Origin of the sequence: Lysinibacillus sp. YS11 (assembly GCF_002896375.1) — a bacterium.
Lineage (GTDB): Bacteria > Bacillota > Bacilli > Bacillales_A > Planococcaceae > Lysinibacillus > Lysinibacillus capsici.
The window spans coordinates 3,296,142-3,309,893 of sequence record NZ_CP026007.1 but is presented as its reverse complement, the minus strand read 5'-3'; the positions used below and the strand labels follow the sequence as shown (position 1 = coordinate 3,309,893).

Genomic DNA, 13,752 nt, shown 5'->3' with positions numbered 1-13,752 from the left:
TATGTAAATTTATTGAAATAGTAGGTTTTGCTTTTTACGTAAAATTTATGAATGTAACAATGTAATTTTCGAAATTTTTAAGGAAACATGGAATAATCATGCAAATAGCCGTCACCGCTTCCTGCCCCTTAACATAAGTTACAATACGTGCGGGGGAGGAGGGTGTAACTGAATGAATGGCTCTCATCATCGTTCTCTTTTAACAAACCGAGAACGTGAAATATTTGCGCTTTTATTAGCTGAAAAAACAACGAGAGATATTGCAGAGCAGCTTGGTATTAGTGAAAAAACAGTGCGAAATCACATTTCCAATACAATTCAAAAGCTAGGTGTAACGAATCGATCTCAGGCGTTAATTGAGCTGTTACGCTTGGAAGAATTTAAATTAGACTAATGGACACTTGCTATTTCGTGAAAAAAACGACAAAATAGAACTATTCAACGTATTTTTAGGAGTGAAATAGTTATATGTCGGATGAAGTAACAAAGCACTCACCTGAAACCGTTGCAACGGTTGAAAAGGAATTACGCTATATAGCGGCCATCGTGAAGCAAAAGGGAAGAGAAATTGTTTCCGATTATGCGATTACGCCGCCACAATTTGTTGCATTACAGTGGTTAGAAGAGCTTGGTGATATTACAATTGGCGAATTATCAAACCGTTTATATTTAGCTTTTAGCACGACAACAGATTTAGTGGACCGAATGGAGAAAAATGAATTAGTCAAGCGTGTGCGTGATGAAAATGATCGCCGTGTCGTTGTCGTTCATCTTCTCGAAAAGGGCGAACGTATCATTCAAGAAGTAATTGAAAAAAGACAGCAATATTTGCAAGAGATGCTTGTTGGTTTTAATGAACAAGAAGTCGCGCAATTATCAAGCTATTTAGAAAAACTACATGTACACATGAAACAGGATTGAGGCGGAAAGTATGAATGCCCCGATAGGCGTTATTGACTCAGGAGTAGGCGGTTTAACCGTAGCAAAAGAAATCATGAAGCGATTACCAAACGAAACGATTTATTATATTGGCGATACAGCAAGGTGTCCGTATGGTCCAAGAAGTCGTCAGGAAGTACGGAATTTTACTTGGCAAATGGCAAAAGCACTCGAAAAATTGAATGTTAAGATGCTCGTTATAGCTTGTAATACAGCGACTGCAGTAGCACTCGAAAGTTTACAAAGAAATATGCCTTTTCCAGTACTAGGTGTTATCAATGCTGGCGCACGTGCAGCTGTAAAAAAAACGAAGCGACATGAAGTCGTTGTGCTTGCAACAGAAGGAACAATTAAAAGTGGGGCGTATGAAGAAGCCTTATTGTCACTTAATACGTCAACACATATTATTCCACTAGCTTGTCCCACATTCGTACCACTTGTAGAAAGTGGCGAATATAAAGGTGACTTTGCAAATAATTTAATAGCAGAAGGCTTAAAGCCGTTGAAAAATCGACAATTTGATACGGTTATTTTAGGGTGTACACATTATCCTATTTTACAAAAACAAATTGAAGCTGTTGTCGGAGAAGATGTGAATGTTTTATCTTCTGCGGAGGAAACAGCAAAGGATGTACAGGAAATGTTAGCGTATAATGGCACTTTAGCAAATGCAAATGCGGTGCCTGCTCATAGATTTTTTGCAACTGGTTCTGTCCCAATTTTCCGTTCGATTGCTGAGAATTGGTTAGAGCAAGGTACTCTCGACATAAAACGTATCACATTAAAATAAAAAATCAGCTTAGCAACAGGCTAGGCTGATTTTTGCCGTTTTCAGCATTGTACATAAGCCACCGAGTACTTTTTTGATGGCACAAATTATGATAAGATGAGGGCGCGAAAGTTTTTAGGAGGAACGAAATATATGACAAGATATGATGGTAGAAATGCAGATGGGCTACGACCTGTGAAAATAGATAGTGAGTATCTATTACACCCTGAAGGCTCCGTATTAATTCAAGTAGGCAATACAAAAGTAATTTGCACCGCAACGATTGAAGACAAGGTACCTGGTTTTCTACGTGGGCAAGGAAAAGGGTGGATTACAGCCGAGTATTCCATGTTGCCTCGTGCAACCGCTCAACGGACACCACGTGAATCCTCTCGTGGGAAAGTCAATGGTCGTACAATGGAGATTCAGCGTTTGATTGGGCGTGCATTGCGTGCTGTAGTCGATTTAGAAGCGCTAGGCGAACGTACTGTATGGATTGACTGTGATGTCATTCAAGCGGATGGAGGTACTCGTACAGCATCCATTACGGGAGCATTTGTTGCCATGACACAGGCCATTGCTAAATTTGCTGAAGAAAAGCCATTTGAAAAATTCCCAGTAATAGACTTTTTAGCAGCTACAAGTGTTGGGATCGTTGAAGAACAAGGCGCTATTCTTGATTTAAATTATGTAGAAGATGTTGCTGCAGCTGTTGATATGAACATTGTGATGACAGGCGCAGGACGATTTGTTGAATTACAAGGTACTGGTGAGGAAGCTACTTTTTCTCGTGAAGAACTAAATGAATTGTTAGCATTAGGTGAAAAAGGCATACAACAATTAGTTGAGCTTCAAAAAATAACGCTTGGTGAACTGGCACACAAAGTTGGAGGGAATCAATAATATGAAACAAGTAGTCATCGCCACAAAAAATAAAGGAAAAGCAAAAGATTTTGAAGCATTATTTGGACCACTTGGTTATGAAGTCGTAACAATGTTTGAAGTGGCACCAGATATGGAAATAGAAGAAACAGGAACAACATTCGAAGAAAATGCCATCTTAAAAGCAGAAGCATTGGCGAAGGAGCTTAATACCATTGTTATTGCAGATGACAGTGGTTTAGCAGTAGATGCATTAAATGGTGAGCCAGGTGTGTACTCCGCTCGCTATGCAAGTGACCATGACGATGAAGCAAACATGATTAAACTGTTAGAAAATTTACAAGGTGTCGAAGATGACAAACGTACAGCACGTTTTTGCTGCTGTATTGCAATTGCAGGACCTGATTTCGCAACAACAACGGTATTTGGTACATGTGAAGGCGTCATTGCCCATGAAAAGCGTGGAACGAATGGCTTTGGCTATGATCCAATCTTTTTTGTGCCAAGCTTAAATCGAATGATGGCTGAGCTTTCACCAGAGGAAAAGGGTTCTATTTCTCACCGAGGCAATGCAATTCGCAAGTTAAAGGAGCAATTACCGAATCTTATCAAATAAGAGGTGATATCCATGAAAATGCTTGTTATGAGCGATACACATGGTGACAGCCATGTCATCGAAAAGGTTAAAGGTTTTTATCCTGAAATAGATATTGTGGTTCATTGTGGAGATAGTGAACTTCCCTATTCACATGAGGCATTAGAAGGATTGAAAAAAGTACGTGGAAACTGTGATCGTGAGAAGGCTTTCCCTGAAGAAGAAATTTTCACGGTCCATGATGTAAAGATTTTTGTGACACACGGTCATTTATTCAATGTGAAAAATTCCATCTTATCATTATCCTATCGTGCTAAAGAAGTAGGTGCACAGATCGTTTGCTTTGGTCATTCACATATTCTTGGTGCCGAAATGATGGATGATATCCTATTTTTAAATCCAGGCAGCTTATTAAAACCACGTGGTCGTAAAGAGAAAAGCTTTGCTGTTGTGGAAATCAATGCGACATCTTTTAAAGTTGATTGCATGACAGATGATAATCAATGTATGGCTACATATACATTTGATCGACGATAATAGAGAAAATCCGCATAACTAGTAAAGTATGCGGATTTTTATTTGGGCTACTGATAATGGTAAAATTGCCTATGAATGATTCATGCTGAAATAGCAAAAATAAATCGTAAAGGCAATAAAGGAGAAAACATGAAAAAAACAATTGGCTGGCATTTTGATAATAGTTACGTTCAACTACCAAGTATTTTTTATTCCGACATATCGTTAAATCCTGTTCGTTCACCAAAATTGATCTTATTAAATGAATCAGTTGCAGCCTCACTTGGGTTAGACATTCAGGCTTTAAAGAGTGAGGAAGCATTAGCCGTTTTAGCTGGTAATACAATTCCAGAAGGTGGCGAACCGATTGCACAGGCTTACGCAGGGCATCAATTTGGTCATTTTAATATGCTAGGTGATGGTAGGGCTCTATTATATGGGGAGCAAATCACACCTCAAAAGGAACGGTATGATATTGCTTTAAAAGGATCAGGTAGAACACCTTATTCTCGCGGTGGAGACGGGCGAGCCGCATTAGGTCCAATGCTAAGGGAGTATATTATTAGTGAAGCGATGTTTGCACTAGGGATCCCAACTTCACGTAGTCTAGCAGTAGTCACTACAGGTGAAATGATTATTCGAGAAACAGAACTACCAGGCGCTATTGTCACAAGAGTTGCAAGTAGTCATTTGCGGGTAGGGACATTTCAATATGCTGCGCAATGGGGGACAGATGAGGAGCTACAGCTTTTAGCTGATTATGCAATAGAACGACATTACTCAGCTAATATTGGCAATCAAAATCGTTATCTTTATTTGTTAAATGAAGTCATAAAGAAACAAGCCTCCCTTATAGCAAAGTGGCAGTTAGTGGGCTTTATCCATGGCGTCATGAACACCGATAATATGACCATTAGCGGTGAAACCATTGATTATGGTCCTTGTGCATTCATGGACATCTATGATCCTGCGACTGTGTTTAGCTCGATTGATCACCAAGGACGCTATGCTTATGGAAATCAGCCCAATATCGGTGGCTGGAATTTAACGCGCTTAGCAGAGTCCTTACTACCTTTAATTGATGATGATCAAGAAAAGGCCATTCAACTGGCACAAGAAACGCTACAACAGTATCCAAAATTATATGTAGAAAATTGGTTGGAAGGAATGCGTGCAAAGCTAGGCATTTTTAATGAGGAGCAAGAGGACATCAAGCTTGTTGAAGAGCTTCTTCAGCTTATGCAGCAATACCAAGCTGATTATACGAATACATTTATCGCCTTAACGTTTGAGCAATTGGAGGATTCGCTATTTAACGCATCAGCTTTTAAGGACTGGCATCACAAATGGCAAGCTCGATTAGCGAGACAGCCGCAAACAAAAGACATGTCACAGCAATTAATGCGTCAACATAATCCAGCTGTTATTCCGCGTAACCACAGGGTAGAAGAAGCTTTGGAAGCGGCTGTAGAACGAGGCGATTATAGTGTGATGAACAACCTACTAAAAGTCCTAGCTCAGCCTTATGCCCATAATAAAGAGCAACAAGAATACGCTTCATTACCTGAACCGACGAATCAACCATATCGTACGTTTTGTGGCACATAAGTAAAAACGAGAGTTATTTATTCTCTCGTTTTTTATTTGTATAAAGGCACTCTACCGTATTCAAACGCATATTCTATGTATGAATAAAGATAAAGGAGAATAGGGTCGGTGCATAAATATTCAAAGGGTTGGTTTGTCAAAGTATTGCGTGCTCATGGAATAATGGTTCATCCTCAATTTAAAAGTCATTTAGGCTTATATAAGGAATCTGAATTACGAAATTTATATTATCGTTATGTCGAAATAAAGTCTGCTGAGCAAAATCAATAGACCGTTTGTTTGAATAACTCCTTTCTAGGAAAAACTAGTGATTAGAAAGGAGTTTTACGATGTGGATGATGACTCAAACATGGCAAGATGTTCTATTTTTACATTGGCCGATAGACCCTCAAGAACTCGAAAAACATGTACCTAAAGAACTGAAGCTTGATCTCTTTGAACAAAATGCCTGGCTTAGTGCTGTCCTTTTTAAAGTTTATCGACATCGGCTACGCTTTCTACCACCTCTTCCTGGGATGAATACCTATTTACAATTGAATGTCCGAACATATGTGGAGTATAACGGCGTGAAAGGCATCTATTTTTTTCATTTAGATGTGACGAATTATTTCCTATCAAAAATCACTGCAATTGGGAGCTTGCCATATCGCCATTCCAACATCCTAGTAAAACAAAGAGGAAATCACTATTCATATACAAGCCATTACAAAGCATGTGACGAAAGATTGAGGGTTATTTATACAATAGGAGACAAGACCAATACTAATTTTGACCGATGGATTGTAGAGCGCTACCATTCATGGGCGAAATGGAAGGATACACTTTTTCGCCTTGATATTCACCACTCTCCATGGGAATTAAAAAGAGCCAACGTAACGATTGAAAGTAATACATTAGCCTCTTTTATGAAGGGGAAACTTCAGGGCATGCAGCCTCGTGCTCATTATGCTAAAAACAAAACGGCGAGAGTTTTTCCTCCAGCAGTTGAGCGTAAAATGGTCATAAATCCATCAAGATTTTTGCATTAAAAGAGGTAACAAAATTGCATAACGATGGCGCTGGCTATCATATCTGACATCGCAAGTGCCTCTGCTTCAATTTCATCAAATACCTCTACATCAGCCTGATAATCTTTTTGTATCATCGTGACAGCTTCATTTTTCGTTAAAGCTAAATGCGTATAAAACATTTTTTGTACGGCCTCTCTAGTTAGGTATGGATTGATTGTATGCAAAAAGAAAGCAATATCATCTGCATTACGATACCATTCCCTCTCTTTAGCTTCCGCTGTGGTAGCGTCACCTTTCGCAGCAGCTGTCACTAATTGAGCCGCAATTACCAGATGCTCTTTAATTAAAGCTGCATAACGATCCGCCACGGAGTCACCATAAAAGGGGCGTAAACAATTCCCTAAATCGGTTGCATTGCGTAGCAAACGCTGCTGCACAAAGGGTAAATCAGGCAAATTAAACACAATGCTAATAATAGTCATCCGTGTCCAATTCACATGCTCCATCCAAAGTAAGCGGTTCATAGCCATAAAGTCTGCTTCGCCTTTACTAATACAGCGTCGGTAATCATTTGACTGTAAAAAGTGACGAATCGGAGCCGTATACTGCGTATAGGGAGCATGATACAGCTGGCTTAATGAAAAACCATTTGAATAGGGGTACAAGGCTTCACTCCTTCTTGTTCTTTCTCCTACAGTAGCATACTCTAAGGAATCTCGGAGTATGAAGAACAAGAAAGAAAAGAAGAGACAACAAAATTACGCCTCATACATCATTTTCTTCGTCATGCCACCATCAACTGTAAGATTAATACCTGTCACAAAGTTATTGATTGGGTTTGTTAAATAGAGACAAGCCTGTGCAATATCTTCAGGCAGACCAACCCTTCCTGACAAATGCTGCGCATGATCGATTGGCCGTAGTGCCTCGTAATCACCTGTTTCAATCCACCCAGGTGAAATACAATTCACTGTAATTTGATCTGGCCCTAAAGATCGTGCTAAAGCATGTGTTAACGCTATGATACCGCCCTTTGTAGCCGCATAAGCTTATAAGCTTCTGTATGAGGCTCTGACATTTCAGCTCGCGTTGAGGCCAGCGAAACAATGGAACCACCCTTTGCATTATGCCGCATCACTTTTGCAGCCTCCCTGGCACAGAAAAAGGTAGCCGTTAAATTCGTCTGCAACAAATCCTGCCACTCATCAAACGTCACCTCATAGGGAGATTGATGCTGAAACTTCCCAGCATTATTAATTAATATATGAATGGTCCCATATTGCTCAACAGCTCGCTGCATTAAATGGATGATATCCTGTTCCTTTGTCACATCCGTTGGAACAAATAATGCAGAGTAGCCTTGAGCAAGCATATCCTTTTCTAACTGTTGACCTAAGCCTGCATTTAAATCAGCAATCACCACTTTTGCACCTTGTTGTGCATATGCGAGCGTAATACCCTTACCAATCCCTTGTGCACCACCTGTAACAATAACGACTAAATCTTTAAACATCCGCATACCTCCTACTTTTTTATCGCCAATAGTGTAGCAAATATTTTGCTATCCGTCCTGTTAAGTGGGTGAGGAAATGGTATAATGGATGCTGTGGCAACATATGATAAAATATATGAGGCAAACCTTGCCTGCATAGTAAAATTAATGTTGACATTATGCTATAAAGTACATATAATAAATATTGTCCTTCCTATGGAATACATAAGAAACGACATCATGTCTCAGTAGCTCAGCTGGATAGAGCAACGGCCTTCTAAGCCGTCGGTCGGGGGTTCGAATCCCTCCTGGGACGTCAAACAAAGCCTTACAGCCACAACGGTTGTAAGGCTTTTTGTTTTTATGCATTAATATGAATAGCCTTAAAATTTGCCCATAATTTGTCCAAATCAATCCTTTTTATTAAAAAGCTTATCAAAGTGAGCACTAGCTCGTTGATCAGTTTCTTCTAATAAATGACCATAAGTATTCATTGTAGTCGTAATACTTGAATGTCCCAAACGAGCTTGAATAACTTTCGGGTGTTCACCTTCATGAATTAATAGGGTAGCCGAAGTATGGCGAAGGTCGTGAAAACGAATAGTCTCCAAATCAGTATTTCTTTTCATGAAACGTTCCCACCACTGACTTATTGAATCAGGTCTATATGGTTTGCCAAATTCGTTAGAGAAAAGGAAATTGTGTTCTTTCCATTCTCGTTCATCACCAGCCTCTTCAAGTTGATATCTTTTAACTGCTGCAAGGGTAACAAGATTGCTCATAATGTTTGGAGGAATAGAAATCGTTCTTTTTCTTTTTCCCTTTGTCTCTTTCAGTACAATACCATCACCTTTAACGTTAACAAGAGCTTGTTCTATTAATAGGGTATTATTTTCAGGATTCAAGTGTTTTTCTTCCAAAGCAACTATCTCACCTTGTCGTGCAGCACTTACAATTGCTAATTCAACTAATAACCTTCTTTCTGGTGAAGCGTTCTTTCTTAAGCGATCAAATAAAATTAAAATTTGATTTTGACTATATGCTTTTCCTTCTTTGTATTTTAGTTTAGGTAAAGGTATGTCTTTGCAAGGGTTGTTTTCGATAATTTCCCAATCTAAAGCAACTGACATTATGCTAGAAAAAGCCTTGTATATATTGTGTACCGTTGATGGTGCGAGAGGTCCAGTATTACCATCTCTTCTTTTATTATTTTTCTGAAGTTCATTAACAAAGAAAATAATATCTACTTTTTTTATTTCTCTTACTTTCATATCTCCAAAAATAGGAAGTATTCGGTTTTCTAGATGATTACAATTATCTCTAAACCCTCTAATACTATAATGTTGTTCAGCATACTCATCTCTCCAGCGAGGATAAAGATCGTTTAAAGTGATAGTGTCCAAATTATTAAAATATACTTCTTTATTTCGCAGTAACTCTTCTTCAAATAAAATTAGCAAACGTTTTGCTTCCTTTTCGCTTTTCGCTTCAACGGTTTTATATTTACGAACACGCTTTTTCCCTCTATAGCCTAAGTCTGCATATAATGAGTATTTGTTTTTCCCAATTTTTTTTACATACCCCATACTAGTAACTCCTTTCTATTAGAGTACAATTGTTAAAAAAATGATTGTTTAAGTAATGATTCAGTCTCTTTTCAGCGAAGTCATATTCAACTTTGAAAAGTAGACAAATTTTAATAATCGCCAATTCTTCATCTATAGGAAGACTAATTTTATTTAACATAAAAGTAGGAACAGAAGCTTGTAACGCAAAATTATTAGCTTTCCATTCCTGATACTCTCTAAATAAAGGGTGAGTTTTTGTTTGATTGCCAGAATGCGAGATTACATGGCCTAATTCATGACAAAATTCTTGCCATTGTTCTTGCTTAGATAATCTTGAATCTATGATTATTATATTGTCGTAACTTACTGAATCTATTGGTAAGTAAATTACGGTGAAGCCAAGCTTCGAGCCAATTATCCGCGGATTTAATTGGGAAGGTTTAGTTACCCCAATACTAGTGTATAAATCGCGAATGTAATCTTCTAAATGAGTATAAACAAACGTCATAACATCCCTCTTTTGCAAACATATGTTCTCTTTATGTTAACAAAAAAATCCACCACTGAAAAGGCGAATTTTTAAATGTCTGGAAAGTCTACATAAGAATGTAAAATCACTTCTTATTTTCTCGTTGCTTTTTCCATACCTCGTAATAAACTTCGAATTGTTCCAAGGCATCAAGTAAATTTTCTGGTTGGTTTTTAAAAAACAAATTCTCTCTAGTTAAGAAGAAATTAATAACTTCTTTTTGGTATGTGCTTAGATTGTTGTAGTCATCATCTGAGATTCCAGCTAATTTATAATCTACAGGGTTAGGATTATCGGTAACTCCTAGTAAATAGTCAGTTGTAACATCGAGTATTTTTGATAATAAAACAAGCATTTCGTTCGAAGGCGTGCTATGTCCATTTTCATAGTTACTAATTGTACCTTTAGTTGTTTGAAGTTTTCCGGCTAACTGTTCTTGCGTAAGTTTTTTGGCTTTCCGAGCAGCCTTTAATCTATGGTTAAACATCATAATCACCTCACTATGTACAAGTAAATTGTACTATCAAATAATGAATATAACTATCTTGAAAATAAAAAGTATAAGAATATCATACTTTTGTGTTGACGTATGAAAATCTTGTTGTTAATATAAAAGTACAAGTTAGTCATACAAAAGGAGGTGAGTGGTTTGAAAAACTTGAACTTGATAAGTGCTAGAAAGAACAAAAACCTTACTCAAGCAGAATTAGCCAAATTATTGAAATGCGTTTCCAAAGCAGCTATATCTAATTGGGAAACAGGTTACTCTAAACCCCGTTTAGAGGTGGCAATGGCAGTATCAAAAATTTTAGAAAAAGATGTAGTCTTTTTATTTGGTTATAATGTACAAGATTCTTGTACTAAAAAACTGGCCTAAATGTCTATATATCATCAGTTGATTTTTATATAACTCGAAAAGAGGTGTTTAGATGGGTTGGAGTATGACCAAACCAAAAAGAAAAAAACGTAATAAAAAGATTAATCCAACTGAGGAATTCAGAAACCTCAAAGGACCTAAACGTGAATGCTTAATTGCTGCGAGAAAAGCTAAAGGGTTAACGCAAGCTCAACTTGGAAAATTAGTTGGATGTTCAACAGCGATGATAGCTCATCTTGAAAATGGCCGTGGAAATCCGAGTTTGGATATTTCGATGGAGTTGGAAAAAGTTTTAGAAACACATTTTTTTGAATTGTTTCCTGATTTATAAAAAACACTTGACATGATATTTATTGATTTTTTCCAATCTGTATACAAATCAGTATAAATAGCTATAAACATTAGAGTTTAAAATTCTAACACTTTATATGAATTTTAAAACTCAACTAAATCGATATAAGTTTATATTTCCTTTTTATAACAAAAATGGATATCAATCAATTCTTATAATGGTAATTACAACAAAGGAGGAATTGAAATGAATCAATTACAAGTTTTCAAAAACGAATTATTCGAAGTTGGTGCAAAAACAGAAGGAGACGCAATTTTATTTAACGTTGAGCAAGTAGCAAGGTGTCTTGGAATTACTACGACTGTTCAAGGAAAAGAATACATTAGATGGGGACGTGTAAATGAGTACCTTCCAAGTTATTTGCCAGATGTGGCAAAAGGTGATTTTATCCCTGAATCATTGGTCTACAAACTAGCTTTCAAAGCTTCAAATGACGTAGCTGAGAAATTCCAAGATTGGTTAGCGATTGAGGTTATCCCATCACTTCGAAAAACAGGTAGTTATTCAATTGATACTACTCAGCTAAGTCCTGAACTACAAATGTTTAATCATCTATACAAGGCAATTGCTTCAACAGAATTGAAACAGCGTGAACAGGATGAAAGGCTTGAAAAAATAGAATATCAGCAAAATCAACTAGAACGAGAACAAGAAAATATTTCTCAAATTGTTTCCCTCGATCTAACGGAGTGGAAGGACAAGGTTAATGTCATTCTTAACAAAATTGCTTTAGCTCGCGGAGGCGGTGAACAATATCGCCTAGTACGAAACGAAAGCTATGAGTTGTTAGAAAAACGGGGTCATTGTCGTTTAAATATTCGTTTGGAGAACCGGAAAAAAGAAGCCCTATCAAACGGAATCATTTCTAAAGCTAAGATTGAAAAGTTTAAAAAGATTGATGTAATTGCTGGTGATCCTAAACTGATTGAAATCTACTTAGCTATCGTGAAAGAGATGGCTATAACTCACAAAATTAAGGTAGAAGGGTTGGGTGCCTAGTGTTAGAACTCATCAGAAAAAATATTTTACTCACAGATCAATTTGCAATAGAAACAGATACAAATATTGATAGTGCTTTATCTGTTGTATCCATAAATACAGTAGATGGAAATGAAGCTGATGGATTCACAGAAAACACAGGTATTACTTTAAGTCTTAACTATGAAGAATTAGATGAAGTCATCTTCATTTTACAACAAGCTAGTGACGCTCTTAAACGCTCAGAAAATCGATAGAGTAGGAGGTTAAAAAATGAATCTAACTATCGACGAATTAAAAGACGCCTTACTCAATGCAGAATTAGTTGACTTTCTTCAAAAAGCATATAAGCAGGGTGTAGAGGATGGACGAGAGATAGAAAAAGCAAAATTCGAAAATTCTCTACCACCAAACTTAAAAAAAGAAGATGTAGCTAAAATATTCAACTGCGAATTACCAACAGTAGAAAAAATAATTCGAATGGATGGTTTTCCAAAATGTCTTGCATTAAGTGCTCGTTATCCTCGGGACAAAGTGTTGGCATGGAAAAACAATAATGTATCATACATGAACTCGCGTCTTGGTATTTACGTGAGTGAAAATGAAAGACTTAGATTATTAAGAGCATAGGAGAGGCCAGGGCAAATGGCCTCAAGATAAATCAAACTACCAATCTAGTAGAAATCTAAGAGGTAGGGGCAAATCTACCTCTTAACCATTATTATACACAAATTACTGAAACTTGATGGTTGCAACCAAGTTAACTTTAGACTGAAATGTGACCTTAATTTAATAGAAAGGGTGGTAAATGTGAATGTCACTGAAAATACTGTTGGGGGAGTAATCAAGGAATTGAGGGGTGGCGAAACTCAATTGAGCCTCGGGTTGGACATAGGTGTTGGAAGGGAACGGCTTTCTCGATATGAAAATGGCCGTGCTAAAGTGCCATCGGATATTAGTAGAACACTGGTTAATCGGTTTGATAATCCGAAGCTTGCTTTAGCAGTGCAGCATGAGTACACAGGAACAGGACCTATTTACTTGAACGGCCCAAACGTAGACCTCCATCGCTGTAGTGTACGTGAGAAAACAATTGAAGAACTCCAAGAAGCCTTAGATGCCATAACTAGTACAAGCTTAGCCAAACCAAGTGATGCAATCGAGCATTATGAGCGAAAAAACATTATGGACATGATCGAAGAGGCGGTTGAGGCAGCTACAGCACTGGCTAACTTTATTGCTGTAACCACAGAGCACCTTGGGATTAGTTACACAGGGGTTTGGATGGACCATTACAAATATCTTCAAAAGGTAGGATTTATTAAATGAATATAGATGAACAAATTGAGCGTGAAATCAGATGTATCGATGATCTAACAGATGTAATCAAACTACATGTAAAAGCAGGTCGTATCAACATAGCAAAACAACTAGAACGAGACCTACATAATTCGTTGAATCAACTAGAAAAACTTCATAAGAAAAAAGAGTTATGGGCAACGGTTGCTGATTTAAACCAGCGAGGAATACTTGTTCAGGTGGTGAAGAAACTTGCGCATCAAGCCTAGAGCGTGGCGACACATGACATTGAAACAGAGGTTAATATATGTACATTTCTTCTGTGATAAGAGGGTGTT

Annotated in this window: 20 protein-coding genes, 1 tRNA gene and 1 pseudogene; 17 read left to right on the top strand and 5 right to left on the bottom strand. The window is 37.5% G+C overall.

Features of this window, described 5'->3' with window-relative positions; translation table 11 throughout:
* Nucleotides 1–172: 172 nt before the first annotated feature.
* The 9 genes from LBYS11_RS16585 to LBYS11_RS16545 all read left to right on the top strand — a co-directional run bounded on the left by LBYS11_RS16585 (nucleotide 173) and on the right by LBYS11_RS16545 (nucleotide 6,337).
* The gene (locus tag LBYS11_RS16585) at nucleotides 173–394 is read left to right on the top strand and encodes a helix-turn-helix domain-containing protein (RefSeq protein ID WP_004226437.1); all 222 of its coding nucleotides are present in this window, start codon (nucleotides 173–175) and stop codon (nucleotides 392–394) included.
* A gap of 74 nt (nucleotides 395–468) precedes the next feature.
* Complete coding sequence (locus LBYS11_RS16580) at nucleotides 469–921, top strand: MarR family winged helix-turn-helix transcriptional regulator (RefSeq protein WP_016991542.1); 453 nt, start codon at nucleotides 469–471, stop codon at nucleotides 919–921.
* 10 nt (nucleotides 922–931) lie between these two features.
* Entirely contained in the window at nucleotides 932–1,729 is a 798-nt protein-coding gene (gene racE / locus LBYS11_RS16575; protein WP_103118618.1) for a glutamate racemase, read from the top strand.
* 132 nt (nucleotides 1,730–1,861) lie between these two features.
* Nucleotides 1,862–2,611 carry a ribonuclease PH gene (gene rph, locus LBYS11_RS16570; RefSeq protein WP_066037525.1) on the top strand — a complete coding sequence of 250 codons (750 nt, stop codon included), beginning with the start codon at nucleotides 1,862–1,864 and terminating at the stop codon, nucleotides 2,609–2,611.
* A 1-nt stretch (nucleotide 2,612) separates the two neighbouring features.
* A complete protein-coding gene (locus LBYS11_RS16565) occupies nucleotides 2,613–3,206 on the top strand; it encodes an XTP/dITP diphosphatase (protein ID WP_066037524.1) in 594 nt (197 codons plus the stop codon).
* Between the two features lie 12 nt (nucleotides 3,207–3,218).
* On the top strand, nucleotides 3,219–3,722 hold the full coding sequence (locus LBYS11_RS16560) for a metallophosphoesterase (RefSeq protein ID WP_103118617.1): 504 nt from the start codon (nucleotides 3,219–3,221) through the stop codon (nucleotides 3,720–3,722).
* Between the two features lie 129 nt (nucleotides 3,723–3,851).
* The gene (locus LBYS11_RS16555) at nucleotides 3,852–5,309 is read left to right on the top strand and encodes a protein adenylyltransferase SelO (protein ID WP_103118616.1); all 1,458 of its coding nucleotides are present in this window, start codon (nucleotides 3,852–3,854) and stop codon (nucleotides 5,307–5,309) included.
* Between the two features lie 108 nt (nucleotides 5,310–5,417).
* Entirely contained in the window at nucleotides 5,418–5,579 is a 162-nt protein-coding gene (locus tag LBYS11_RS16550; protein WP_103118615.1) for a DUF2639 domain-containing protein, read from the top strand.
* A gap of 59 nt (nucleotides 5,580–5,638) precedes the next feature.
* Nucleotides 5,639–6,337 (top strand): YqjF family protein, encoded by a 699-nt coding sequence (locus tag LBYS11_RS16545; protein ID WP_103118614.1) that lies wholly within the window; start codon nucleotides 5,639–5,641, stop codon nucleotides 6,335–6,337.
* On the opposite strand, the gene LBYS11_RS16540 is transcribed toward LBYS11_RS16545, so the two are convergent.
* Together LBYS11_RS16540 and LBYS11_RS16535 are read right to left on the bottom strand one after the other, a co-directional pair.
* Nucleotides 6,334–6,984 (bottom strand): hypothetical protein, encoded by a 651-nt coding sequence (locus LBYS11_RS16540; RefSeq protein ID WP_048393689.1) that lies wholly within the window; start codon nucleotides 6,982–6,984, stop codon nucleotides 6,334–6,336. The two genes, LBYS11_RS16545 and LBYS11_RS16540, sit on opposite strands and share 4 nt — an antisense overlap.
* A gap of 93 nt (nucleotides 6,985–7,077) precedes the next feature.
* Nucleotides 7,078–7,832 (bottom strand): annotated as a pseudogene (locus tag LBYS11_RS16535) (SDR family NAD(P)-dependent oxidoreductase).
* Nucleotides 7,833–8,053: 221 nt separating this feature from the next.
* On the opposite strand from LBYS11_RS16535, the gene LBYS11_RS16530 reads away from it, so the two are divergent.
* Nucleotides 8,054–8,127 (top strand) — tRNA-Arg (locus LBYS11_RS16530).
* Between the two features lie 94 nt (nucleotides 8,128–8,221).
* Here LBYS11_RS16530 and LBYS11_RS16525 read toward each other — a convergent pair.
* The 3 genes from LBYS11_RS16525 to LBYS11_RS16515 form a co-directional block, all read right to left on the bottom strand.
* The gene (locus LBYS11_RS16525; RefSeq protein ID WP_103118613.1) at nucleotides 8,222–9,397 is read right to left on the bottom strand and encodes a tyrosine-type recombinase/integrase; all 1,176 of its coding nucleotides are present in this window, start codon (nucleotides 9,395–9,397) and stop codon (nucleotides 8,222–8,224) included.
* A 1-nt stretch (nucleotide 9,398) separates the two neighbouring features.
* Nucleotides 9,399–9,887, bottom strand: coding sequence for an ImmA/IrrE family metallo-endopeptidase (locus tag LBYS11_RS16520; protein WP_103118612.1), 489 nt, complete (start codon nucleotides 9,885–9,887; stop codon nucleotides 9,399–9,401).
* 106 nt (nucleotides 9,888–9,993) lie between these two features.
* Entirely contained in the window at nucleotides 9,994–10,395 is a 402-nt protein-coding gene (locus LBYS11_RS16515; protein WP_103118611.1) for a helix-turn-helix domain-containing protein, read from the bottom strand.
* Nucleotides 10,396–10,548: 153 nt separating this feature from the next.
* On the opposite strand from LBYS11_RS16515, the gene LBYS11_RS16510 reads away from it, so the two are divergent.
* From LBYS11_RS16510 to LBYS11_RS16480, 7 genes are all read left to right on the top strand, one after another.
* Entirely contained in the window at nucleotides 10,549–10,785 is a 237-nt protein-coding gene (locus LBYS11_RS16510) for a helix-turn-helix transcriptional regulator (RefSeq protein WP_369823915.1), read from the top strand.
* Nucleotides 10,786–10,837: 52 nt separating this feature from the next.
* Nucleotides 10,838–11,116: a helix-turn-helix transcriptional regulator gene (locus LBYS11_RS16505; protein ID WP_199768270.1), complete on the top strand. Its 279-nt coding sequence runs from the start codon at nucleotides 10,838–10,840 to the stop codon at nucleotides 11,114–11,116.
* 207 nt (nucleotides 11,117–11,323) lie between these two features.
* Nucleotides 11,324–12,136 (top strand): BRO-N domain-containing protein, encoded by an 813-nt coding sequence (locus tag LBYS11_RS23140; RefSeq protein ID WP_158651967.1) that lies wholly within the window; start codon nucleotides 11,324–11,326, stop codon nucleotides 12,134–12,136.
* Complete coding sequence (locus LBYS11_RS16495; protein WP_103118610.1) at nucleotides 12,136–12,372, top strand: hypothetical protein; 237 nt, start codon at nucleotides 12,136–12,138, stop codon at nucleotides 12,370–12,372. Before LBYS11_RS23140 ends, LBYS11_RS16495 begins: the two co-directional genes overlap by 1 nt.
* Nucleotides 12,373–12,388: 16 nt before the next feature.
* Nucleotides 12,389–12,745, top strand: a complete 357-nt coding sequence (locus LBYS11_RS16490) for a hypothetical protein (RefSeq protein WP_103118609.1) — start codon at nucleotides 12,389–12,391, stop codon at nucleotides 12,743–12,745.
* Nucleotides 12,746–12,925: 180 nt separating this feature from the next.
* Nucleotides 12,926–13,444, top strand: coding sequence for a helix-turn-helix domain-containing protein (locus LBYS11_RS16485; protein WP_103118608.1), 519 nt, complete (start codon nucleotides 12,926–12,928; stop codon nucleotides 13,442–13,444).
* The gene (locus tag LBYS11_RS16480) at nucleotides 13,441–13,683 is read left to right on the top strand and encodes a hypothetical protein (protein ID WP_103118607.1); all 243 of its coding nucleotides are present in this window, start codon (nucleotides 13,441–13,443) and stop codon (nucleotides 13,681–13,683) included. The genes LBYS11_RS16485 and LBYS11_RS16480 overlap by 4 nt, the downstream gene beginning before the upstream one ends.
* Nucleotides 13,684–13,752 lie beyond the last annotated feature (69 nt).